Source organism: Arthrobacter sp. CAN_A214 (assembly GCF_015751955.1).
GTDB lineage: Bacteria > Actinomycetota > Actinomycetes > Actinomycetales > Micrococcaceae > Arthrobacter_D.
Map to the genome: position 1 here is coordinate 157,718 of NZ_JADOUU010000004.1, position 23,490 is coordinate 181,207.

Below are 23,490 nucleotides of genomic sequence, written 5' to 3' on the forward strand. Positions count from 1 at the left end.
AGGCCTCCCGGCTTGGTCGCTGCCCGGAAAATCTCGGTCGACGGTTCGGAGGACGCTCGGTCGACGGTTCGGAGGACGCTAGCCGAGGGGCTTGCCGCCGGTCACACCCAGCACCTCACCCGAGACGTAGCGTGCGTCATTCGACGCCAGGAACACGAAGGCCCCGGCAACCTCCGCGGGCTGGCCCATCCGTCCCAACGGTGTGTCCTTCCCGAAGCTCTCGAGCTTCTCCGATGTGGTGGTGGCGGGCTGCAGCGGGGTCCAGATGGGCCCCGGCGCCACCGCGTTCACCCGGATGCCCCGTTCGCCCAGGAGTTCGGCGAGGCTGACGGTCAGGTTGTTGAGTGCTGCCTTCGTGGCCGCGTAGTCCATGAGGCTCGTCGACGGCTGGTAGCCCTGCACCGACGTCGTGTTGATGATGCTTGCGCCCGCCGACAGGTGCGGAAGTGCTGCCTGGATGAGCCAGACCGTCCCGAACACGTTCGTTTCGAAGGTTCTCCTCAACTGGTTCGCGTCGATGTCCTCGATCCCGCCCGGTTGAGCGATGTGGAACCCGGCATTGTTGACGAGGATGTCCAGTCCGCCCAGGCCTGCGACGACGCGGTCGACCGCCGCCCGCGAGTAGGCCTCCTCGCGGAGGTCCCCGGGAACCGCCAGGGCCTTCCGACCCTCGGCCTCGATGAGTTCACAGCAGCTGCGGCCGTCCTCCTCCTCCTCGGGCAGGTACCCGATGGCGACGTCGGCGCCCTCCCGTGCGAAGGCCAGCGCGGTCGCGCGGCCGATGCCGGAATCCCCGCCGGTGATGAACGCCCTGCGGCCCTCGAGCCGGCCGCTTCCGCGGTAGCTGCCCTCCCCGTGGTCGGGCCGGGGATCCATCCGTTCGGTGAATCCCGGGTACTCCTGGAGTTGGGTCGAGGCATCGACGTCCGGCCCCCTCGGATCGGATCGGTCGAGCGTATTTTCCGGACCGTCTGCCATGTCGTGCTCCTCGGATGTCGGGACCTGCGGGAACAATAAGCCTACTGTCCATATTTCCGGAGCGGGAGTTTCGCCGTCATTGTGTTTAGCCGGGCAGTCCTCTAGTAATGGACTATGACAGTGATGCTGAGGTCCCTCGAAACCGCCGTGCCCGAAACGGTCATGAAGCAGCCCCAGGTCCGCGATGCCTTCGCCGCGCAGCCGGACCTCACCCGGCTCGGCACCCGGCTCGTCAACACGGCGTTCGACTCCTCGGGAATCGATACCCGGTACACGGTGGTAAAGGAACTGACGCTGGACAGCGAGTCCGAGCACCCCGTCTTCTTCGACAGGGGGGAAATGCGCATCCTCTCGCCCAGTACCAAGACCCGCAACAAGGTGTACGCGGAGGAGGGCACCAAGCTCTTCATCGAGGCCGGCCGCAAGGCCCTCGCTGCCGCGACGGGTATCGAAGCCGCCGACGTGACCCATGTGGTGACGGTGTCCTGCACCGGGTTCTTCGCGCCGGGCCCCGACTACAAGGTGGTGAGGGCCCTTGACCTTGCCCCGTCGGTCCAGCGCTACCACCTCGGCTTCATGGGCTGCTATGCCGCCTTCCCGGCGCTTCGGTCGGCGAAGGCGTTCTGTGAGGCGGATCCCGACGCCGTCGTGCTCGTGATCAGCGCTGAGCTCTGCTCACTGCACGTGCGGTCCTCGAACAATCCCGACACGATCGTCGGCTCGTCGCTCTTCGCCGACGGCGCCGCTGCCGCGATCGTCACCGCGCGCGACCTTCCCCTCGACGGCCCCGCCCTCAGCCTTGATCACTTCGAGACCGTCCTCACCCCGGTGGGCGAGGAGTCGATGGCCTGGAACATCGGCGACGAGGGCTTCGAGATGGTTCTCGGCACGTATGTCCCCCACATCATCGACGAGCACATCGTGGGCGCCCTCGAACCGCTCCTTGCGCACGACGAAACGCTGAAGGGAATGGCATACCGCGACATCGAGCACTGGGGGATCCATCCCGGCGGGCGCAGCATCCTCGACAAGGTCGAGGCGAAACTGGACCTGACCGAGGAGCAGCTCGTACCCGCCCGCGAAACGCTCCGGCAGTTCGGCAACATGAGCAGTGCCACCGTGATGTTCGTGCTGAAACACATCCTGGAGCAGCCGTCGTCGGGCGGCAACGGCCGCATCTGTTCCATGGCTTTCGGCCCCGGGCTCACGGTGGAGACGGCGCTTTTCACCAAAGTAGGAGCATGAGCCCTACCGGTTTCCTGGCGCGGCGGGACACAACCGCCGTCGAGGAGATGGACAAACCCGACTGCGATCCGGGCCGGCTGGAGAACACGTACCGCCAGTTCGGTCTCGTCAATGCAGTGGTGTCGGGTTGGCGGCACACCTACGTCACGCTGCTGCGGCCGCGCCTGTCGACCTCGTCGTCGTGTTCACTGCTCGACGTCGGGTCCGGCGGCGGGGATGTGCCGCGGGCTCTTGCCCGGTGGGCGCGCAGGGACGGCCTCGATCTCGACATCACGGCGATCGACCCTGACGAGCGCGCCCACGCGTTCGCTGTCGCACAACCGAAGGTGCCTGGGCTGGTGTTCCGCAGGGCCTTCAGTTCAGAGTTGGTGGCAGAAGGCCGGACCTTCGACGCAGTGATTTCCAACCATCTGCTGCACCACCTCTCCCCTGACGGATTTTCGGGCCTGCTCCGGGACACCGAACAGCTCTCGCCCGGTATCGCCGTGCACAGCGACATCGCGCGGCACCGTCTGGCGTACGGACTGTTCTCGGTCGGGACACTTCCCCTGCGCGGTTCCTACATCCGTACTGACGGGCTCACGTCCATCAGGCGCAGCTACACGCCCGCCGAGCTCCGGCTCCGCCTCGAGGAGGAGCGCTACGAGGGCTGGAGCGTGCAGGGCGCTCCCCTGTTCCACAATCTGCTGGTGTACCGGGGCGGGGGCAACGACCATGCTTGACGTCGTCGTGGTGGGCGGCGGGCCCGTGGGCCTGTACACGGGGCTGCTGCTCCGACGGGCAGGGCTCGACGCCGTCGTGCTGGAGCGGCGCACGGAGCGCAGCAGGCATTCACGCGCCATCGGAATCCATCCTCCCGCCCTCGCGGCGCTCGATGCCGCCGGAGTGGCAGCTGCCCTGGTATCAAGGGGGGTGCCGATCCGCGAGGGGATCGCCAGGAGCCGCGGGAAGCACGTGGCCGGCGTGTCGTTCAGGGATCTACCCGGTGAGCACCGGTATGTCCTTGCTGTTCCGCAGGCGGTGACCGAGGAGATTCTCGAGGCAGTGCTCGACGACGAGTACCCGGGCACCCTGCGCCGCGGCGTCACGGTGGGCCGGGTCCGCGACACGGGCGATCGGGTGTTCGCGGAAGCCCGGACCGACGGCGCCGACAGGCTGCTCGAGTCCGCCCTCGTGGTCGGGGCGGACGGGGCCCGGAGCGCCGTCCGCGATGCCGCAGGCATCAGGGCACCCGGGCTCACCTATCCCGACTGCTACGTCATGGGGGACTTCGCGGACACCACGACGGACGGCGCCTCCGCCGTGCTGTACCTCGAGACGGGCGGCATTGTCGAATCCTTTCCGCTGCCCGGGGCGGTCCGCCGCTGGGTGGTGCGCGTGGCGCGGCCGGTGGAGCGACCGACGGCCGAGGGCCTCGCGACGCTCATCGCGGCACGCACCGGAATGGCTGTCGATCCCGGAAGCAACAGCATGCTCAGCGCCTTCGAGGTGCGTTCACGGCTCGCCCGTCAGCTGGTTTCCGGACGGATTGCGCTCGTGGGCGATGCCGCCCACGAGGTGAGCCCGATCGGCGGACAGGGCATGAACCTGGGCTGGTTGGACGCAGAGCACCTGGTGCCGATCATTGCGTCCTCGCTGCGGGACGGAGAGGACGTCGGGCGAAGGTTGCAGTCCTTCCATACCGAACGGCGGGAGGCGGCGCGCCGTGCTCGGCGGATGGCCCACGTGAACATGGCACTCGGGCGTCCGCTGCCGTCAGCCGTCCTGGACCTCCGCAACCGGCTCTTCGCCGGATTGATCCGGATTCCAGCGGTGCACGCGGGAGTGACCCGGGCGTTCACCATGCAGTGACTGCCGTATACAGTGACACCGGAAACGGTGACCTCCGTTCCGACCGGGTGGCATGTCGGCACTCCTCGCCGACCCATCGCCGGACAGAGAGAATCCCCCGTCTCCCGAGGACGCTGCCCGTGCATCAGATGATCTGACCCGCGCGGCACTTCAGGGATCCGGGGGATTCCTCCTTGCGGAGTTTACTTGAAGAGGCCCTTCTTGACGTTCTCGGGGCGCTGCATCTCGCCCTGCTTGGCGCCCATCACAACGACGATGCCACTGATGATGGGAAGCACCCACTGGAGCATCTTGAGCTGGGACTGGGCCTTGGTGAGTTCGTCGGATGCACCGGGGCGGGGCTCCGTGGCACCTTGGCTACCTTCGTCGGCGAGTTCGCCGACCTTCTTGCCGAGGATTCCGGAGTACAGCGAAAGTGCCATGCCCACCACCGTGATGATGGACTTCCACAGGGTGTTCGATCCGACAGTGTCCTGCGCTGCGACACGGCCCTTGTTGCCGATGATCAGGCCGACACCGCCGGCCGCATGGGCCGCGAAGGCCGCAACCTGCACCGGAGTCCACATTCCCCAGCCGAGGCTCGACAGCCGAGTGCGCTCCTTGGGATCCTTTGCCTTGGCTGTGGCGCCGTTGAGTCCAACGGCGCCCATGAGGGTGCCGCCAAACCAGGCTGCCGCACCGAGATCGTGGGCTGATCGTGCCAAAAGGTTTCCTGCCATGATGTCGTGCTCCTTTAATCTCTTGATTCGGCCTACTCTCTACATTTATCAGCATGCTTAGGATTAAGCTACGGGAAAGGTAAAAAACCCGCTGCCGGGGAGCAGGTCCCCATCGGTCGCCCACGAAAGGATCTACGCCATGACAGAGTCCGACCACCAGCACAGGAAAGTGGATGAGGTATGGGCCGAGTGGAAAGAGGCGGTCAACATGAGCGCATCGACCCTCGAGAAATGGCTTGACACCGAGGAATCGAAGGCAGTAGGGCAGAAGGAGGGCGGAGAGTCGGTAGGACACGCCTCCGGGCGCCGGATCGTCGAGCTCCTCGGTACGAAGAAGGAGGACCTGACGGACGCCGATGCTGCGCACATGAGGAAGGTGGTCGGCTATGTGCACCGCCACCTCGCGCAACGGCCCGCCAAGGAGGAGATTGAAGATTCCAGGTGGCGTTACTCACTCATGAACTGGGGTCACGACCCCCTGGAGTAGGTCGCTGGGTTTCCTGGTCCGACGCTATTTCTTGCTGAGGGCGCTTTCCTTGTGAGCGGCTTTCGCCCCCGTCTTCGCACTCTCGACGATGTAATACGGCTCGTCCTCGGACGCCTTGAACTTATGGTCGGAAAACTCGAACTCCTTGACGCGTTTTTCTACGATCTTGCCTTCGGTGGTTCCCTGGGACGTATTCCAGGTCACCTTGTCTCCCTTGGAGAATGACATCGTCGTTCCTTCCTGAGCTGTCTCCCGTTGGCGGTAGGGGCGTTTTCCGACCCTACCTCCCGACAGAGACCGGACGGAAGGCTATCCATCGAGGTGGGTCGGCGCGAAGAGCCTCAGGAGAGTCTCGACCACCACCACGTTGGGCCCCTCGGCCGCGAAACTTTCCTCGAGGGCCTGCCGTACGCCCGATGGTTCCACGCGTCGTGCCGGCACCCCGAAGGACTCCGCGAGTTTCACGAAGTCGGGCCGGGAGAGTTCAGTCGCGGTCGCCTTGCCGAAGGCCCCCTCCATGTACTCGCGCAGGATGCCGTATCCTCCGTCGTCCACGATCAACCAGGTGACCGAGAGGTCGTGCTGCCGTGCGGTGGCGAGTTCGGCGATGGAGTACATCGCCGAGCCGTCGCCCGAGACAGCGAGCACGCGGGGGTTCTTCCCCTTCGATCCGAGCCCTACCGCGCCGCCGATGGCACCCGGGAAGCCGTAGCCCAGGCCACCGGCTCCCTGCGCCGAGTGGAACTGCCCCGACCGGGCGTCCCAGCAGCTCCACGCCCAGTATGCGGAGATGGTCATGTCCCAGAACGTCTGCATGTCGTCCGGGGCTGCCTCGCGGATGTCGGCCAGGAAACGGCGCTCCATGCCGAGGTCCTGGGAATCCAGCCGCGCCTGCACCTTCGCGAGTGTCTCAGCGACGAGGGCCACGGCGTCGTACCCGTCCGTGCGCCTCCGGTCCAGGTCGGCGAGTCCCTCGTCGATGGCCTTGAGCGCCTGCCCCGCATCGGCACGGATGCCCAGCGCCGGGCGGTTCGACTCGAGCACCCGCGGTTCGGCGTCGATCTGGATGATGCGTCCGCGCGGTTCGAGCGTGAAGTAGTTGGAGGTCACCTCACCCAGTGAGGAACCGATCACCAGCAGAAGGTCGGCGTCCTCGAGGACCTCGGTGACATGCCGGTCCTCGACCCAGGACTGCAGGGACAACTCGTGACGCCAGGGAAAGGCGCCGTTGCCTCCGGGCGAGCAGACCACCGGTGCACCCAGCTTCTCGGCGATGGAGAGGAGCCATTCCTCGGAGTTGCCCCTCCGCGTCCCGCCGCCCGCGACAATGGCGGGCCGCTTCGACTGATTCAGCCATGCGAGCGCTTCGCGGACCAGTTCGATGCGGGGCGGGTTGTCGAAGGGCTCCGCCAGGGCATCCTCCACCGCCGGAACCATAACGGGATCCAGCAGCACGTTCTGCGGTACCTCGATCCAGACCGGGCCCTGGGGCGAGGAGACAGCTTCGGTCCAGGCGTCCTGGATGGCGGAGGGAATCCCCGAGGCATGCTGGATGAGCCTCTGGCTCTTGCTCACATTGGCAGCCGACGCCTTCTGGTCATCGAGCTGGTGCAGCATTCCCTTGCGGCGCGCGCCCAGGCCCTCGAGGGGGATCTGGCTCGCGATGACGACCATCGGCACACCGGTGGCGTACGCCTCCTGCAACCCCGCGAGGGAGGTGAGCGCACCGGGGCCGGTCGAGAGGAACAGCACTCCCACCTCGCCGGTTGCGCGCGCGAAGCCGTCGGCGGCGAAGGCCGAGTTGTTCTCGACGCGGGAGGAGACGAAGGTCAACCGAGACCTCGACAGGGCGTCGAACAGGCCGAGCGCATGCTGGCCCGGTATCCCGAAGACCGTCGTCGCACCGAGGGCCGTCAACGTTTCGACCACGAGGTCACCGCCGTTGCGCTGGCCGGACACGGGCTGGGGTGGGGCTGAGGCTGCGCCGCCGGTGATTTCCATTCAGTTCTCCTTGCCGTTGGTCGACAGAAGGTTGTCCGCCATCAGGCTGACAAGGTCATAGGCGACGTGCGAGGCCGCCACACCGGTGATCTCGGCGTGGTCGTACGCGGGCGCGACCTCGACGACGTCCGCCCCCACCAGGTTCATTCCACGGAGCCCGCGCAGGATTTCGAGCAACTCGCGGCTCGTGATGCCTCCGGCCTCCGGCGTCCCGGTGCCGGGGGCATGGGCGGGATCGAGGACATCGATATCCACCGAGACATAGAGCGGGCGGTTGCCGATGCGGGTGCGGAGCTTGTCGATGATCTCATCGACGCCCTGCCGGAACACGTCCGACGACGTCACGATGCCGAACCCGAAACGGCGGTCGTCCTCGAGGTCCTTCACCCCGTACAGGGGGCCCCGCGTACCCACATGGGAAATGGCTTCGGTATCGAGGATGCCCTCCTCGACGGCCCGCCTGAACGGTGTACCGTGCGTGTACTCCGCGCCGAAGTAGGTGTCCCACGTGTCAAGGTGCGCATCGAAGTGGAGCATCGCCACGGGGGAACCGGCACGCTCGGTGGCGGCCCGAAGCAACGGCAGCGCAATGGTGTGGTCACCGCCAAGTGTGACGAGGCGGGTGCCGCCCGCAGTGAGGTCCAGTGCGTTCTGCTGCACCGTCTCGATCGCTTCGTTGATATTGAAGGGGTTGACGGCCATGTCACCCGCATCGGCGACCTGCACGCGTTCGAACGGGGAGATGTCGAGCGCAGGGTTGTAGGGGCGGAGCAATCGTGAGGCCTCACGGATATGGTTACCGCCGAACCGGGCACCCGGCCGGTAGGAAACCCCCGAGTCGAACGGCACGCCGACCACCGCGATATCGGTGCGCGGCACCTGGTCGAGGCGGGGCAGCCGGGCGAAGGTCGCAGCTCCCGCGTAGCGGGGAATCTGCGCAGAATCGATCGGTCCTAAGGTTCCGCCGGTGGAAATCCGTATATCTTCCAAGGTGTCGCTCTCCGTCGTCCGCCCAGGGGCGCGTCAACTGGTTGCTCAATATGCATCAACTGTTTCACCTTAGGCTAATTGTGGCAGGGGGCCTCGTCAAGGTATCCGCTGAAGCCCGCCGGGGGCTCGGAGCGCCGGGCGGAGGACACAGTTAGAGTCAGGAGAATGGCATCGACAATCGAATTTCCCCTTCACCCCGGTCCTCCCGCCGACACCCCGGACGGATTCGTCCGGGTCCGCGGCGCACAGGAGAACAACCTACGGAACGTCGATGTCGACGTCCCCCGGGATGCGGTGGTCGCCTTCACCGGCGTCTCGGGTTCGGGGAAATCCTCCCTCGCGTTCGGCACCATCTACGCCGAAGCGCAGCGGCGGTACCTGGAATCGGTGGCGCCCTACGCCCGCCGGTTGATCCAGCAGGGCCACAACCCCAAGGTTGAAAGCATCAGCGGTCTGCCGCCGGCCGTCGCACTCCAGCAGCGTCGGGGCACGCCGAGTTCACGCTCCACCGTGGGAACCCTCACCACGCTCTCCAACTCCCTGCGCATGCTGTTCTCCCGTGCCGGCACCTACCCGCGGGGAGTGGACCGACGCCTGGAATCGGACGCCTTCTCCCCCAACACAGCGGCAGGCGCCTGTCCCCGATGCCATGGACTCGGCACTGCCCACACCGTCACCGAGGAGAAAATGGTGCCGGATCCCTCCCGAACCATCAGCGGCGGCGCTATCGCCGCCTGGCCCGGCGCGTGGCAGGGCAAGAACCTCCGTGACATCGTCCGTGAGCTGGGCCACGACGTCGACACCCCCTGGCAGGACCTGCCGCAGGAGTCACGGAACTGGATCCTCTTCACCGAGGAACAACCGCAGGTGCAGGTGACTCCCCAGCGTGACCGAGTCGCCAAGCCCTACAAGGGACGATTCTGGAGCGCCAGGAGCTACGTCCTGCACACCCTGGCGGATTCGAAGAGCCAGTCGATGCGCGAGCGGGTGCTCCAGTACATGGAATCGGGCCCCTGCCCCCTCTGTGGAGGAAGCGGGCTCCGCCCCGAGGCGCTCGCCGTCACCTTCTCCGGCCGAAGCATTGCCGAGCTCAACTCCCTGTCCCTGGCAGACCTTGCCGCAACCATCCGGCCCACTGCCGGGCTGGAGGAACCCGACGCGGCGTGGCAGTCGCCGTCATCCGGTGAAACCACCGGTGTGGCTGTCACCATCACGCGCGACCTGCTGCAGCGCATCGACATACTCCTTGAACTCGGCCTGGGTTACCTGAGCCTCGGCCGCACCACCCCCACCCTGTCCCCCGGCGAAATGCAGCGCCTGCGGATCGCGACGCAGCTGAGGTCCGGCCTGTTCGGGGTCATCTACGTGCTGGACGAACCCTCGGCTGGACTGCATCCGGCAGATGCCGAACCACTCCTGAACGTCCTCGAAGCGCTGAAGGCGTCGGGCAATTCCGTGTTCGTCGTCGAGCACAACATGGACGTGGTGCAGCGTGCGGACTGGATCGTCGACGTCGGGCCCCGCGCCGGTGAGGGCGGTGGCGCGGTACTCTACAGCGGCCCGGTACCGGGCCTGGCGGGGATCGAGGAGTCGGTCACGCGGCCGTTCCTCTTCCCGGACACGGCGCCGGACAACACCCTGCCGGCCCGGGCGCTGCGGCAGGCGGATCGCTGGCTGCGGCTGAAGGGCATCCGCCGGCATAACCTCAGCGGTCTGGACGCCGATCTTCCCCTGCGCGTCATGACCGTGGTGACCGGTGTCTCCGGATCCGGCAAATCCACCCTGGTGAGCCAGGTCCTTGCCGATGTGGTCGGCAGGCACGTCCGCAACGATTCACCGGTTGATCCCGAGGGCGACGCCGGGAACGACTTCGAGTCGGCACCGGGCGACCGCACCGTCGTCGGCCGCGTGGAGGGCCTGGAATCCCTCGACCGCGTGGTGCGGGTGGACCAGAAACCCATCGGGCGGACGCCGCGCTCGAACCTCGCCACCTATACCGGGCTGTTCGATGCCGTCCGCAAGGCTTTCGCCACCACGGACGCCGCCCGCACGCGGGGCTACGACGCCGGCCGGTTTTCCTTCAACGTGGCGGGGGGCCGCTGCGAGACCTGCCTCGGCGAAGGCTTCGTCGCCGTCGAGCTGTTGTTCCTCCCCGGCAGCTACGGGCCGTGTCCGGCCTGCCACGGGGCGCGGTACAACCCCGAAACCCTGGAGGTGCTGTACCGGGACAGGACCATCGCCGAGGTCCTGGGGCTGACGGTCGACGATGCCGCGCACTTCCTCGCCGACGTGCCATCCGCCGCGCGCAGCCTGGCGACCCTTCGGGAGGTGGGCCTGGGCTACCTGCGGCTCGGACAACCGGCCACCGAACTCTCGGGCGGTGAGGCGCAGCGGATCAAGCTGGCCACCGAACTGCAGCGTGCACGCCGGGGACACACTCTGTACCTGCTCGATGAGCCGACTACGGGCCTGCACCCCGCGGACGTGCGGCTGCTGCTGAAGCAGCTCAACACGCTGGTGGACGCCGGCAACACGGTGGTGGTGGTCGAGCATGAGATGGATGTGGTGGCTGCTGCCGACTGGGTGATCGATCTCGGCCCATCCGGCGGGAACGAGGGCGGCCGCATCGTTGCCTCGGGGACACCTGCCGTTGTCGCCGTCTCGAGCGGGAGCCGGACAGCCCCCTATCTGGCGAAGCGGCTCGCGCCGACCGGCCCGGGAAGCCGGAGGAATTCAGCCGTGTGACGCCGCCGGGACGAGGGTCCACAGGATGACCGCGCGGACATCCGTCGGATTGACCCAGGTATGCGGTTCCCGCCCCGGGAAGGTGACGGTGTCACCCGCTTCGAGCTCGTAGCGCTCGTTGGAGAAGACCAGTTCGAACCTGCCCTCGATGACGTGGAGGGTTTCGACCTCGCAGTCGACCGAGTACAGCTCATCCTCACCGCGGCCGTGTGGCTCGATGACGGCCCGGATCATCTGCAGCCGGCGCTCCGAACGGGCCGTCAGAAGCCGCTCGTTGATCCCTTCGCCGCCCAGACTGATCCGCGGTGCTCCGCTGAGCTTGGTGAGGTGGATCTCAGGATCGAGGAACAGATCCCCGATCGAGATGGACAGCACCTGGCACAGCGTGACCAGCGACGCCACCGAGGGCGAGGTGAGGTCCCGCTCCACTCTGCTGAGGAAACCCTTCGTCAGTCCGGTGGATTCGGCAACCTGCTCGATGGTCATGCGCTGCGACTGCCGTTCCGCGCGAATGCGCGACCCGATGGCCACGGGGGCATTGGTGGGTTCTACTGGCAACGCTTTCATGGGATCCTTTCGGCAACAAGCAGGCTTAGAGCTTATCCACCATTGCACGTGCCGACCGCACCGGTGGGCGCCTACTGCATTGACGCGTAAGGCGCGTCACAGTAGCCTAATACGCAACATAAGTTGCCTCCAAAGCACCAAGCACCCGGTCAGGACAAAAATGCAGACAATCAATATCGCGATCGTGGTCGTGTACCTCGTTGCCATGCTGGGTTTCGGTTGGTGGGGCAAGTCGCGGACCAAGAACACCAGCGACTACCTCGTCGCCGGACGGCGTCTCGGTCCACTGCTCTACACCGGCACCATGGCCGCCGTCGTGCTGGGCGGGGCTTCCACGGTGGGAGGGGTGGGACTCGGCTACACCTTCGGCATCTCCGGAATGTGGCTCGTCGTCGCCATCGGCACGGGCGTCCTGCTGCTGAGCCTGTTGTTCGCACCCACCATCCAGAAGCTGAAGATCTACACCGTCTCCCAGATGCTGACCCTGCGCTATGGGCACGAGGCAACGAAGGTGTCCGGCATCGTCATGCTTGCCTACACGCTGATGCTCTGTGCCACGTCCACTGGTGCCTACGCAACCATCTTCGTGGTGCTCTTCGGTTGGGATCGGGCCCTCTCCATAGCCCTCGGCGGGGTCATCGTGCTGATCTACTCGACCATCGGCGGCATGTGGTCGATCACTCTCGCCGATATGGCGCAGTTCGTCATCAAGACCATCGGGGTGTTCGCCCTGATGCTTCCCTTCGCCCTGGCCTCTGCGGGCGGCTTCAGCGGCATTGCCGAGCGATCCGAAGCAGAGTTCTTCAGCATCACCGGAATCGGTTTGCAGAGCATCATCACGTACTTCGTGGTCTACACACTGGGACTGCTGATCGGACAGGACATCTGGCAGCGGGTCTTCACCTCGAAGACACCGGTGGTCGCCCGTTGGGGTGGCGCCGCTGCCGGCGTCTACTGCATCCTCTACGGAGTGGCAGGAGCGGTCATCGGCATGGCCGCGAGCGTGATCCTGCCGAACATCGAATCGCGTGACGACGTCTATGCGGACATCGCCATCAACGTCCTGCCGATCGGCGTCGGCGGACTGGTCCTGGCGGCCGCCGTGGCCGCCATGATGTCCACCGCTTCGGGTGCGCTGATCGCGGCTGCGACCGTAGCGCGCACCGATGTCGTTCCCTACGTCCGAAGCTGGTTCGGCCAGGGTCCCGGCGTCGACTCCGCGTCCGACCCGAAGGGAAGCGATGCCGCCGCGGAGGACGGGCACGACGTCGCGTCGAGCCGCCGGTGGGTCCTCGGCCTGGGCATTGTGACCATCGCCCTGGCGATCGTGGTGCAGGACGTCGTCGCGGCGCTCACGATCGCCTACGACATCCTGGTGGGCGGCCTGCTCGTGGCCATCCTGGGCGGTCTGGTCTGGAAGCGCGGAAACGGGCTCGGCGCCGGCGTCTCCATGGCGGTGGGCACCACCGTCACCCTGGCCACGATGGCCTACCTCGAGATCAACGCGGAAGACCAGTACGACGGCGTGTACGCCAATGAGCCGATCTACTACGGCCTCCTTGCCTCGGCCGCCGCCTACATCCTCGTGTCCTACATGACTCCGGCCACCAGCGCTCCGGTGATGGCCGCGTGGGAGCGGCGGGTTGCGGGGATCCTGCCCGACGACGACGGCGCAGAACCTGCCGGACCGCCCCCATCGACCGAGCACCGGGCCCGCTGAGACTGCCGGCCGTCAGACCTGATGCTCTACCTCGAACCGAAAAAGGCCGCCTGACCAGGGGAAACCCCAGGTCAGGCGGCCTCTTCAATGCCTATTCCGCACTATTCGTCCTGCCCGCCGCCGTTGAACCGCCGTCACTGCCGCCACTGCCGCCAGGGCCGGGATCCTCCGCCGCCCCGGTGGCGCGGCGGCCCTTGACCCGATCCGCACGGGATTCCGTGGCGGGCCGCTTTGCTGCCCTGGCGACAGACACCGCCGCAATCCTGCCCAGGAAGGGGCGGTCTTCCTTGGCCATGGAACTGAGGCCGTGGCCGCTTTCATCGAGCGCGGTCTCCTTCTCCGCGCGCTCGATCTCAGCGGCAGTGATCTCGCTGTCGTCCTCCCGGTTCCATGCCTTGATGGCGGCCCAGCCCACGGCAGCTACCGGGACGGAAAGGATGGCGCCGATGATGCCGGCCAGGATGGTCCCGGCAGTCAGTGCAAGCAGGATGACCAGGGCGTGCACGCTGAGCGTACGCCCCATGACCACAGGCTGCAGGAAGTTGCCTTCAAGCTGGTTGACCACGATCACCACGATGATCACGATCAGCGCCGTGGTGGGCCCGTTCGCCACCAGTGCGATGAGTGCTGCGAGAACACCCGCAAGCGTGGCACCCACCAATGGAATGAAGGCTCCCACGAACACGATGGCCGCGAGCGGAAGGGCGAGCGGTACGCCGAGAATCACCAGCGCAAGGCCGATGAAGAAGGAGTCCACGAGCGCCACGATCGCGGTACCGCGCACATATCCGCCGAGCACCAGCAGGCTGTCGTGCCCTACACGCCGCGCCTTGACGAGTCGCTTGCCCTTGAACGCGCGGAGAATGAAGGCCCAGATCTGCTCGCCGTCCTTGAGGAAGAAGAACAGGATGACCGCCATGAGCAGGGCACCGGTGATGAAGCTGCCGGCCGCACTCAGACCGGAGATCGCCCCGGCGCCCACGGTACTACTCGTCGCGAAGTCGATGGCGGCGTCGCGCGCCTGCTGGATCTGCTGGTCGTCCACAGGGATGGGCCCGTCCTGGACGAAAGCGTAGATCTGGTCGAAGCCTTCAGTGGCCTGGCTGACGAGTTCACCCGCCTGCCCCACGACGGCGAAGATGATGCCGGTGATCAACCCTCCGAAGGCGACCAGGAGCAGGAGGAATGAGAAGCCGGTAGCCGCAGCACTGGGCCAGCCCTTCCTGCGCAGCCACAGCACGAGGGGACCAATGGCTGCGGCAAGAATCAGGGCCAGGAGCATCGGGATCACGACGAGCCTCACCTGGATCAGGGCGTAGACCATCACGACCGCCAGCACGAGCAGCAGGAGCACCTGTGCTACACGGATGCTCGTACGGCCGAGTGGTCCCTGCCACGGACCCGTCTCCCCTGAAGGGTGTATGTTCTGGTTGCTCACTCTGTTCCCATCCGATCGTTGACTTCTACAGTTTTCCCCGGTCCCCGACTGTTCGGCGCCGTCCCCTCGAGGAGCAGCCGTGTGCGCACCTCTCGCCGCAGGACCTTGCCGATCAGCGAGCGCGGCAGTTCCTCGACCGCAAGAATGCGTTTCGGTACCTTGTAGGCGGCCAGGGCCGCCCGGCAGTGCTCGCGGAGCGCGTCGCCATCGAGATCGCACCCCTTCCTGAGGACCACGACGGCGACGACGTCCTCACCCCCACCGGTCCTCGGCATCCCGACGACGGCGGCGTCGGCCACGTCCGCGTGGGCTGACAGGGTGTCCTCCACCTCCGACGGCGCGACATTGAACCCACCGGTGATGATCAGTTCCTTGATACGGTCCACGATCGTCACGTAGTGGTCCGCATCGACCCGGACGATGTCACCGGTGCGGAACCAGCCGCCGTCGAGCAGGGCGGCTTCGGTTTCCTCGGGCTTCCGCCAGTAGCCCGAGAACACCTGGGGCCCCCGGATCAGCAGCTCCCCCGGCTGCCCGGGTTCGCGGTCCTGGGAGGGATCGTCCGGGTCGACGACACGGATGTCCGTATTGGGGAACGGCAGCCCCACCGTTCCGGGGCGCCGTGTAGGACCGATGGGGTTGCCGATCGCCACCGGCGACGTCTCGGTGAGGCCGTAGCCCTCCACGAGGTACCCGCCCGTGGTCTTTTCCCACAGCTCGACAGTGGCGCCGGGAAGGTTCATGGCACCGGAGATGGCGCAGCGGATGGAAGTGAGGTCGGCGCCACGGGCGTTCGCTGCAGCAGCCAGCCGCTCGTAGATGGGCGGAACGGCAGGCAGGAACGTCGGCGGACTCCTGCGGGCCGCGCGAAGCACGAGGTCGACGTCGAACCGCGGGAAGAGTACGAGCCGCGCACCGATGCTCATGGCGAACGTCAAACACAGGGTCAGACCGTAGGCGTGGAACAGAGGAAGGACCGCGTAGACGACCTCGCTCCCCTCTCCGAGCCCGGGAACCCAGGCCCGGCCCTGGGCGGCATTGGCCAGCAGGTTCCGGTGGGTCAGGATCGCCCCCTTGGCCTGGCCGGTCGTCCCGCTGGTGTATTGAAGCACCGCGGTGTCCCCGGACGAGGGCCGGGGGTGCTGCTTGCGGAGGGGGCGGTGGGCAAGGAGCTTGCGCCAGCTGAGCACGGGCCGCGGGCCGGACAGCCGTTCCGACGTCGTCAGGGCGTCCCTGGATTTCTTCGCTGCAGGCAGCGGAAGGGAGAGGGCGAACCGCTTCAGTGCGGGCAGGGCCGCGGGGAGGCTGACCGACACGATCGATCCGACGCCGACGTCGGCCGGCAGCGCCTGGACGCGCGGCACCACTTTGTCCCACACCACGGCCACTGTGGCTCCGTGGTCCTCGAACTGGTGGCGCAGTTCCCGATCGGTGTAGAGCGGGTTGTGCTCGACGACGATGGCGCCGAGCCGCAGCACGGCGTAGAACGCCACGATGTGTTGGGGGCAGTTGGGGAGGACGAGCGCAACCCGGTCTCCGGCGCCGACGCCCAGGCGGCGCAACCCTTCAGCCGCCTTCAGTACTGAATCGCCGAGGTCGCGGTAGCTCGTTTCCGCGCCGAAGAATTCAAGCGCCACCGACCGGCCATAGGAGCGGACGGACGCTTCAAGCAGATCCGGAAGGGACCCGCCGGGCACGGCGATCTCCGCGGGCACACCGGGGCCGTACCGGGTGACCCACGAACGTGGCGGCGCGAAATCCATAAGCCTGCTTCCTGTTTGGACGGAACCGACTCTACCGCGTGCGGGACGCCCCACGGTAGCCCGCTTCCGCCGTCGGCAAGCGGCCGGCCGGGGCCGCGTGCTCCCCGCGCTAGGGGCCGGCCGGGGCCGCGTGCTCCCCGCGCTAGGATTGAGGGCAGCGAACCGCCGACCAGGAGTACCGAGTGAGCGCCCCCGAGGCCAGTCCCAGTCCACAGGACGTTAAGCGGTGGCGGCAGTATCTTGCAGATGAGCGTGCCGAGGCAGCCACCTATCGCTACCTCGCACAGCGGCGGCAGGGCGAGGAACGCGAAATCCTCCTCGAGCTCGCTGAGGCCGAAGGTCGCCACGAGGCGCACTGGCTCGCCCTGCTGGGCGGCGCGGCAGGCAGACCCGCGACGCCTTCCGTCCGGAACAGGATTCTCGGGCTCCTCGCCCGGCGCTTCGGTTCGGTTTTTGTGCTGGCCCTAGCCCAGCGCGCCGAGGGACGGTCCCCGTATGCCACCGATCCCTCGGCCACCAGTGCCATGGCAGCGGATGAACAGATTCACGAGGAAGTGGTTCGCGGACTCGCCACACGCGGCAGGAATCGGCTCTCGGGCAACTTCCGGGCTGCCGTCTTCGGGGCCAACGACGGCCTGGTCAGCAACCTCGCACTCATCATGGGCATCGGCGCCACGGGCGTTTCGACGTCGTTCGTCCTGTTCAGCGGGCTCGCGGGACTGCTGGCCGGGGCACTGTCGATGGGCGCCGGCGAGTACGTGTCGGTGAGGTCGCAGCGTGAACTGCTCTCGGCGACCCGTCCCACCCAAATCACCCTGACCGCCGCCAAGGAACTGGACATCGCGGCGAACGAGCTGGTCCTGGTCTATCGGGCACGCGGCATGACCCCGGAAGCCGCCGAGCACCGCGCTGCCGAGCGGATGGGGCTCTACGGCTGCGACTGCGACCCGAGCTATTCCCTCCAACCCGACGACGACGTCACTCCCGATGACCACGAAGCCGTAGGAACCGGTCTCGGAGCCGCGGCGTCGAGCTTCTGTTTCTTCGCCTCAGGCGCCATCATCCCCGTCCTGCCGTACCTGCTCGGCCTGACGGGCACCGCCGCCGTCGTCACCGCCTGCGTCCTGGTGGCCCTTGCACTGCTTGCCACGGGCGCCGTCGTCGGGCTGCTGTCCGGCACCTCACCGCTCCGGCTCGCACTGCGGCAGATGGCAATCGGGCTGGGTGCCGCAGCGGCCACCTACGTGCTGGGCCTGCTGTTCGGCACCTCGGTGATCTGAGTATCCTCCCGTCGACGGGGCAGCCGTAGACAACGGCGACCTCGCCGGACGGGACGAGCGACGTCGTCGTTGTCCTGCGCACGCGCCGACGATCAGCCGGCGACGTGCTCCTCGAGTTTCGCCAGCGTCTTCTCGATGCTCTCGGGGTGCCGCCGGGTGAAGCCGGCGAGCCGGAGGACCAGCTTGAAGGGGACGTCGCGGGCATCCCACTGCTCGGTCACGAGGGTCGCGTCGCCGCGCGGCTCGAGAATGTAGCGCCAGGTATGCCGCGAGAAGTGGCGCCACGCGATGCGGCGCCCCTCCTCGAACTCGGTCACCGTGTTGAGGATCCGATAGCTGGCCCCCATGCTCATGTCCATGCCGAAGCGCGCGCCGAGCGCCAGCCGCTTCGGACCATTGGGCTGTTCGCCCTTCACCGTGTCCGAGCCGTCGATCACGCTGTGCAGGGAGGGAGTTGCGAGGACCTCGAAGATCCGGCCGGCGGGAGCGTCGATCAGGCGCTCCCGGGTGATGAGGTAGGCAGAGGGGCGCGGCTCGCGAACGGTAGTCATTCCGCTATTGTGCCGGACCCTCCTGGGAGGCACGGTACTACTTCGACGTCGGCGCGTTCTCCCTGCCACCCATTACGATGCTGCCTTCACCGATCGACTCGGGGCCGGCGTCGTGCTCCAGCGTGGTGGCCAGGGGCTTCTCGGTGACGAAGAGGCACAGCACGGCGGCGATGGCAGCCAACGGCGCCATGTAGAGGAACAGGGGGATGAGCGCTTCACTGTAGGAAGTCACGATCACGCTGCGCAGCTCCTCCGGAAGGCTCTGCACCAGGGCAGGCGTGAGGGACTCCCCGCCTCCCGTTGCTGCGGATGCCTGGGCAGGAAGCCGCTCGGCGAGGAAGCCGGTCAGCCGTGATGCGAACAGGCTGCCCACCACGGCCGAACCCAGGGTGGCGCCGATCTGCCGGAAGAAGTTGTTGGCAGCCGTTGCAGTTCCCACCTGGCTGAGCGGGAAGGAATTCTGGACGATCAGCACCAGGATCTGCATGTTCAGGCCCAGACCCAGACCCAGAATCCCCAGGTTGAGGCAGATGTGCCATACCGCTGAGGATGCCTCGAGCATGCCCATCAGCACCAGGGCCACCACCATGATGGCGGAACCGGCGATCGGCATCCACTTGTAGCGGCCCGTCCGCGACACGAGCTGTCCCGAGACGATCGACGAGACCAGCAACGCCCCCATCATCGGAATCATCAGCATGCCGGCCTCGGTGGCCGAAGCACCCGTCGCCATCTGGAGGTAGGTCGGCATGTAGCCGATGGAGCCGAACATCGCCACCGAGGTCAGCAGGCCCGCGACCGTGGTGAGCTTGAAGTTGCGGTCCCGGAAAAGCGACAGAGGAATAATCGGCTCGGCGGTGTGCCGCTCCACCTGCACGAAGACCACTGCAGAGACGACGGTCGCTGCAACGAGGCCCAGGATGACCGGGCTCGTCCAGGCATAGGTGCTGCCACCCCAACTGCTGACCAGCACCAGGCCGGTGGTGGCCAGTGCGATGAACACCATGCCCCAGAGGTCCAGCGTGGGTCGGACCCGCACGGCCTTCGGCCGCAGGAACAGCGTGGCCCCGACGAGCGCCAGGGCCCCGACCGGCAGGTTGAACCAGAACACCCAGCGCCACCCGGGACCCTCGGTGAGCCAGCCGCCGATCAACGGTCCCACCACTGAGGCGAAAGCGAAGACGCCTCCCATCAATCCCATGTACTTGCCGCGTTCACGGGCGGGCACGATGTCGGCGATGATGGCCTGCGAGAGGATCATGAGTCCGCCACCGCCGAGCCCCTGGATCACGCGGGCGACGATCAGCCAGGTCATGTCGGGTGCGAGGGCGCCGACCACGGAGCCTGCGAGGAAGATCAGGATGGCGCTGATGAGCAGGTGTTTACGCCCCACCAGGTCACCGAGCTTGCCGTAGATGGGCATGGTGATCGTCGAGGCGAGGATGAAGGCCGTGATGACCCAGAGCATGGAGCTTGCGCCGTTCAGCTCACCCACGATCGTGGGCAGGGCCGTTCCGAGAATGGTCTGGTTCAGGGCTGAAAGGAGCATGGAAAGCATCAGTGCCACGAAGACGAGCACGAATTTGGCTTCCGTCGCCGGGGCAGTGCGTCGGGGGGCAGCCGAGCGGGATTTTAGTTGACTCACCGAACTATTCTTGCACCCGCGCTCGGGATCCACAATCGGAATCCGCTGGTTGCGCCCTAAATCACACGTCCTTGACGGCGCAGCGGCGCGGCCCTCGGGGACCGCGCCCAGGGCCGCGCCGCTGGTCAGCTTCCGCCCGGGAGTCAGGGCCTGAGCAGCACCTTGATGGCACGGCGCTCGTCCATCGCCCGATAGGCCTCGGCCGCTTCCTCGAGCGGCATCACGACGTCGAACACCTTGCCGGGATTGATCTTCCCTGCAAGGACGTCCTCGAGCAGTTCGGGGATGTAGGTGTGGGCAGGAGCCATTCCGCCGCCCACGGAAATGTTCTTCGCGAAGAGGTAACCAATCGGGACTTCGGGCCCCCCTGCCGGCACCCCGACGAAGCCGAGGCTGCCGCCCGGCCGCGTGCTGCGCAGTGCCTGGTCCATGGATTCCTTGGTGCCCACGCACTCGAGTACCGAGTCGGCCAGCACTCCTCCGAGTAGTTCCCGGACCTTTGCAACGCCGTCGTCGCCGCGCTCGGCGACGATGTCGGTGGCACCGAACTCCCGGGCCAGCGCCTGCCGGTCCTCGTGCCGGGACATCGCAATGATCCGAGTGGCACCCAGCCGCTTGGCGGCAAGCACCCCGCAGAGGCCGACGGCGCCATCACCCACCACGACGACGGTTCGTCCGGGGCCGACGTGCGCACTGACCGCGGCGTGGTGGCCCGTCGACATGACGTCCGAGAGGGTGAGCAGGCTAGCGGTCAGCTCCGCGTCCGGTTCGGTGACGCCCTCGACCTTCCGCAGCGTGCCCTCGGCCTGCGGCACACGGACTGCCTCTCCCTGGCCGCCGTCGACGTAGTCGCCGTTCTCGTCGGTGCTTCCCCAGGACGTCAGGTGGTCGCAGGCCACTGTCACGCCGTTGACACACTGGGGACAAGCCCCGCAGCTGTCGACGAAGGGCGCAATGACGAAGTCACCCACGGCCAGTTGCGTGACGTCGTCGCCGACCGCCTCCACCACACCGACGAACTCATGGCCGATGGCCTTGGGCCCCCTCGCCTTTCCGACGCCACGGTAGGGCCAGAGATCGGACCCGCAGACACAGGAGGCGGTCACCTTCACGACGGCATCGGTGGCGCGGATGACAGAAGGGTAGTCCCTGTCCTCGACGCGAATATCGCCTGGACCATGGATGATTGTGGCGCGCATGGATTCTCCTTGGAATTCGTAGAGCTGTCGGTCGTTTCCCCGGATCCCACCCTACGCGCCAGGATCCGCGGGTGAGGATCCCCGGCCGGGAACACGACGCCGCCCCGGCTGCCAGTGGCAGCCGGGGCGGCGTCGTGCCTGGCCCGTAGCGAAACGGGTGGCAGCCTAGAGGGCCGCGTAGACCTCGCGCAGGAGGGCTGCCGTCTCGGACGGCGTCTTGCCGACCTTCACGCCCGCTGCCTCGAGGGCTTCCTTCTTGGCCTGTGCGGTGCCGGCGGAACCGGACACGATGGCGCCCGCGTGGCCCATCGTCTTTCCTTCAGGCGCCGTGAACCCTGCAACATATCCGACAACCGGTTTGGTGACATGGGCCTTGATGAATTCGGCGGCGCGCTCCTCCGCGTCACCCCCGATTTCGCCGATCATGACGATCGCCTTGGTCTCGGGATCCGCCTCGAAGGCTTCGAGCGCATCGATGTGGGTGGTGCCGACCACGGGGTCGCCGCCGATGCCGATGGCGGTGGAGAAGCCGAGGTCGCGCAGCTCGAACATCATCTGGTACGTGAGTGTGCCGGACTTCGATACCAGGCCGACGCCGCCCTTGCCGGTGATGTTCGCCGGAGTGATGCCCACGAGCGACTCACCCGGGGTGATGATGCCGGGGCAGTTCGGCCCGATGATACGGGTGATCTGCTTGCCGTCGGCGTCGAGCTTGGTCTGGGCCAGTGCCCAGAACTCAGCCGAGTCCTGTACCGGGACGCCCTCGGTGATGACCACGACGAGGCCGAGGCCGGCTTCGATGGCTTCGACGACGGCGTCCTTGGTGAAGGCGGGTGGAACGAAGACGATCGAGACGTCGGCGCCCGTCTCGGCAACCGCTTCCTCGACCGTGGCGTACACCGGCAGGGTGACATCGCCGTGGGTGACGGTGGTTCCGGCCTTGCGGGCGTTCACGCCTCCCACGACCTGGGTTCCTGCTGCAACCATGAGGGCGGTGTGCTTGCTGCCCTCGCCGCCGGTGATGCCCTGGACGATCACCTTTGAGTCTTTATTCAGGTAGATAGACATAGAGAGAAACCTTTACTTTCCGTAAGCCAACTCGGCGGCCTTGTCGGCGCCTTCGTCCATGGTGGTGGCGAGGGTCACCAGGGGGTGATTGGCCTCTGAGAGGATGCGGCGACCTTCTTCGACGTTGTTGCCGTCGAGCCGGACCACGAGGGGCTTGTTCGCTTCGTCGCCGAGGATCTCGAGTGCCTTGACGATACCGTTCGCCACTGCGTCGCAGGAGGTGATACCGCCGAAGACGTTGACGAACACACTCTTGACCTGGGAGTCGTTCAAAATGACGTCGAGTCCCGCCGCCATGATCTCCGCACTGGCTCCACCGCCGATGTCGAGGAAGTTCGCGGGCTTCACATTGCCGTGCGCCTCGCCGGCGTACGCGACGACGTCGAGCGTCGACATGACAAGACCGGCACCGTTGCCGATGATGCCCACTTCGCCGTCGAGCTTGACGTAGTTGAGGTCGTGCTCCTTGGCTTTGGCCTCGAGCGGATCCGCTGCGTCCTTGTCCTCGAGGGCCGCGTGGTCATCGTGGCGGAAGTAGGCGTTCTCGTCGATGGTGACCTTGCCGTCCAGCGCGACGATGTCACCGGCACCGGTCTTCACCAGCGGGTTGACCTCGACGAGCGTGGCGTCTTCCTTCACGAAGACGTCCCACAGCCGGAGGATCGTGGTGGCGACGTCGGCCCGAAGCTCGGGTGCGAAGCCTGCCGTGGCGACGATCTCGTCGGCCTTCGCCTGGTCGATTCCCACTCCGGGGTCCACAGCCACGCGCGCCAGGGCTTCGGGGCGCTCCACCGCGAGCTGTTCGATCTCCATGCCGCCCTCCACGGAGCACATGGCGAGGTAGTTGCGGTTCGAACGGTCGAGGAGGACGGAGAAGTAGTACTCCTCCGCGATGTCCGCGCCCTGCGCGATCATCACCTTGTTGACCGTGTGGCCCTTGATGTCCATACCGAGGATGTCGGAGGCGTAGCGGTGAGCTTCCTCAGGAGTCTTGGCGACCTTGACGCCGCCGGCCTTTCCTCGGCCACCAACCTTGACCTGGGCCTTGACGACAACAACGCCGCCGATTTTCTCAGCTGCTGCTTTTGCTTCTTCAGGGGTATGCGCCACGATGCCGGCGAGCACGGGTACTCCGTGTGCCTCAAAGAGATCGCGCGCCTGATATTCAAACAGGTCCACGGATTAGTGTCCTTCTACGTCGAAGTAGGTTTACACAGGGAACTTTAGTCCCTTGGCACGGGAG

At 66.6% G+C, this 23,490-nt stretch carries 20 protein-coding genes; 7 read left to right on the top strand and 13 right to left on the bottom strand.

What is annotated here, in order from left to right:
• Window positions 1–78: 78 nt before the first annotated feature.
• Window positions 79–978 carry an SDR family oxidoreductase gene (locus IWX65_RS05840; protein WP_196881501.1) on the bottom strand — a complete coding sequence of 300 codons (900 nt, stop codon included), beginning with the start codon at window positions 976–978 and terminating at the stop codon, window positions 79–81.
• Window positions 979–1,092: 114 nt separating this feature from the next.
• Between IWX65_RS05840 and IWX65_RS05845 the strand changes: the two genes are divergently transcribed.
• The 3 genes from IWX65_RS05845 to IWX65_RS05855 are packed head-to-tail and all read left to right on the top strand — an operon-like array spanning window position 1,093 to window position 4,074.
• Window positions 1,093–2,223 carry a type III polyketide synthase gene (locus IWX65_RS05845; protein WP_196881502.1) on the top strand — a complete coding sequence of 377 codons (1,131 nt, stop codon included), beginning with the start codon at window positions 1,093–1,095 and terminating at the stop codon, window positions 2,221–2,223.
• Complete coding sequence (locus tag IWX65_RS05850; protein ID WP_196881503.1) at window positions 2,220–2,945, top strand: class I SAM-dependent methyltransferase; 726 nt, start codon at window positions 2,220–2,222, stop codon at window positions 2,943–2,945. The genes IWX65_RS05845 and IWX65_RS05850 overlap by 4 nt, the downstream gene beginning before the upstream one ends.
• Window positions 2,938–4,074 carry an FAD-dependent oxidoreductase gene (locus tag IWX65_RS05855; protein WP_196881504.1) on the top strand — a complete coding sequence of 379 codons (1,137 nt, stop codon included), beginning with the start codon at window positions 2,938–2,940 and terminating at the stop codon, window positions 4,072–4,074. Before IWX65_RS05850 ends, IWX65_RS05855 begins: the two co-directional genes overlap by 8 nt.
• Window positions 4,075–4,256: 182 nt before the next feature.
• Here the strand turns inward: IWX65_RS05855 and IWX65_RS05860 are convergent, their stop codons facing one another.
• The gene (locus tag IWX65_RS05860; protein WP_196881505.1) at window positions 4,257–4,793 is read right to left on the bottom strand and encodes a hypothetical protein; all 537 of its coding nucleotides are present in this window, start codon (window positions 4,791–4,793) and stop codon (window positions 4,257–4,259) included.
• A 139-nt stretch (window positions 4,794–4,932) separates the two neighbouring features.
• Here IWX65_RS05860 and IWX65_RS05865 point away from each other — a divergent pair, with 139 nt between their 5' ends.
• A complete protein-coding gene (locus tag IWX65_RS05865) occupies window positions 4,933–5,280 on the top strand; it encodes a DUF3140 domain-containing protein (protein WP_196881506.1) in 348 nt (115 codons plus the stop codon).
• A gap of 24 nt (window positions 5,281–5,304) precedes the next feature.
• On the opposite strand, the gene IWX65_RS05870 is transcribed toward IWX65_RS05865, so the two are convergent.
• From IWX65_RS05870 to speB, 3 genes are all read right to left on the bottom strand, one after another.
• Window positions 5,305–5,508 carry a DUF2945 domain-containing protein gene (locus IWX65_RS05870; RefSeq protein WP_196881507.1) on the bottom strand — a complete coding sequence of 68 codons (204 nt, stop codon included), beginning with the start codon at window positions 5,506–5,508 and terminating at the stop codon, window positions 5,305–5,307.
• An 81-nt stretch (window positions 5,509–5,589) separates the two neighbouring features.
• The gene (locus tag IWX65_RS05875; RefSeq protein ID WP_196881508.1) at window positions 5,590–7,281 is read right to left on the bottom strand and encodes a thiamine pyrophosphate-binding protein; all 1,692 of its coding nucleotides are present in this window, start codon (window positions 7,279–7,281) and stop codon (window positions 5,590–5,592) included.
• Window positions 7,282–8,271, bottom strand: coding sequence for an agmatinase (gene speB / locus IWX65_RS05880; RefSeq protein WP_196881509.1), 990 nt, complete (start codon window positions 8,269–8,271; stop codon window positions 7,282–7,284). It abuts the gene before it with no gap.
• 165 nt (window positions 8,272–8,436) lie between these two features.
• Between speB and uvrA the strand changes: the two genes are divergently transcribed.
• The gene (uvrA, locus tag IWX65_RS05885; RefSeq protein WP_196881510.1) at window positions 8,437–11,016 is read left to right on the top strand and encodes an excinuclease ABC subunit UvrA; all 2,580 of its coding nucleotides are present in this window, start codon (window positions 8,437–8,439) and stop codon (window positions 11,014–11,016) included.
• Here the strand turns inward: uvrA and IWX65_RS05890 are convergent.
• Window positions 11,005–11,583, bottom strand: coding sequence for a cupin domain-containing protein (locus tag IWX65_RS05890; RefSeq protein WP_196881511.1), 579 nt, complete (start codon window positions 11,581–11,583; stop codon window positions 11,005–11,007). The genes uvrA and IWX65_RS05890 overlap by 12 nt on opposite strands.
• A 160-nt stretch (window positions 11,584–11,743) precedes the next feature.
• Between IWX65_RS05890 and IWX65_RS05895 the strand changes: the two genes are divergently transcribed.
• The gene (locus tag IWX65_RS05895) at window positions 11,744–13,303 is read left to right on the top strand and encodes a sodium:solute symporter (protein WP_196881512.1); all 1,560 of its coding nucleotides are present in this window, start codon (window positions 11,744–11,746) and stop codon (window positions 13,301–13,303) included.
• A 91-nt stretch (window positions 13,304–13,394) separates the two neighbouring features.
• On the opposite strand, the gene IWX65_RS05900 is transcribed toward IWX65_RS05895, so the two are convergent.
• Window positions 13,395–14,741, bottom strand: coding sequence for an AI-2E family transporter (locus tag IWX65_RS05900; RefSeq protein WP_334683686.1), 1,347 nt, complete (start codon window positions 14,739–14,741; stop codon window positions 13,395–13,397).
• Complete coding sequence (locus IWX65_RS05905; RefSeq protein ID WP_196881513.1) at window positions 14,738–16,504, bottom strand: long-chain-fatty-acid--CoA ligase; 1,767 nt, start codon at window positions 16,502–16,504, stop codon at window positions 14,738–14,740. Before IWX65_RS05905 ends, IWX65_RS05900 begins: the two co-directional genes overlap by 4 nt.
• 182 nt (window positions 16,505–16,686) lie before the next feature.
• Between IWX65_RS05905 and IWX65_RS05910 the strand changes: the two genes are divergently transcribed.
• Entirely contained in the window at window positions 16,687–17,784 is a 1,098-nt protein-coding gene (locus IWX65_RS05910; protein WP_196881514.1) for a VIT1/CCC1 transporter family protein, read from the top strand.
• A 92-nt stretch (window positions 17,785–17,876) separates the two neighbouring features.
• On the opposite strand, the gene IWX65_RS05915 is transcribed toward IWX65_RS05910, so the two are convergent.
• The 5 genes from IWX65_RS05915 to sucC all read right to left on the bottom strand — a co-directional run bounded on the left by IWX65_RS05915 (window position 17,877) and on the right by sucC (window position 23,426).
• Window positions 17,877–18,335: an SRPBCC family protein gene (locus IWX65_RS05915; RefSeq protein WP_196881515.1), complete on the bottom strand. Its 459-nt coding sequence runs from the start codon at window positions 18,333–18,335 to the stop codon at window positions 17,877–17,879.
• 37 nt (window positions 18,336–18,372) lie between these two features.
• Window positions 18,373–19,980 (bottom strand): MDR family MFS transporter, encoded by a 1,608-nt coding sequence (locus IWX65_RS05920; RefSeq protein WP_334683687.1) that lies wholly within the window; start codon window positions 19,978–19,980, stop codon window positions 18,373–18,375.
• Between the two features lie 143 nt (window positions 19,981–20,123).
• Complete coding sequence (locus tag IWX65_RS05925; RefSeq protein ID WP_196881516.1) at window positions 20,124–21,179, bottom strand: zinc-dependent alcohol dehydrogenase family protein; 1,056 nt, start codon at window positions 21,177–21,179, stop codon at window positions 20,124–20,126.
• Between the two features lie 165 nt (window positions 21,180–21,344).
• Window positions 21,345–22,247, bottom strand: a complete 903-nt coding sequence (gene sucD, locus IWX65_RS05930; protein ID WP_196881517.1) for a succinate--CoA ligase subunit alpha — start codon at window positions 22,245–22,247, stop codon at window positions 21,345–21,347.
• A gap of 12 nt (window positions 22,248–22,259) precedes the next feature.
• On the bottom strand, window positions 22,260–23,426 hold the full coding sequence (gene sucC, locus IWX65_RS05935; RefSeq protein ID WP_196823026.1) for an ADP-forming succinate--CoA ligase subunit beta: 1,167 nt from the start codon (window positions 23,424–23,426) through the stop codon (window positions 22,260–22,262).
• Window positions 23,427–23,490: the final 64 nt, after the last annotated feature.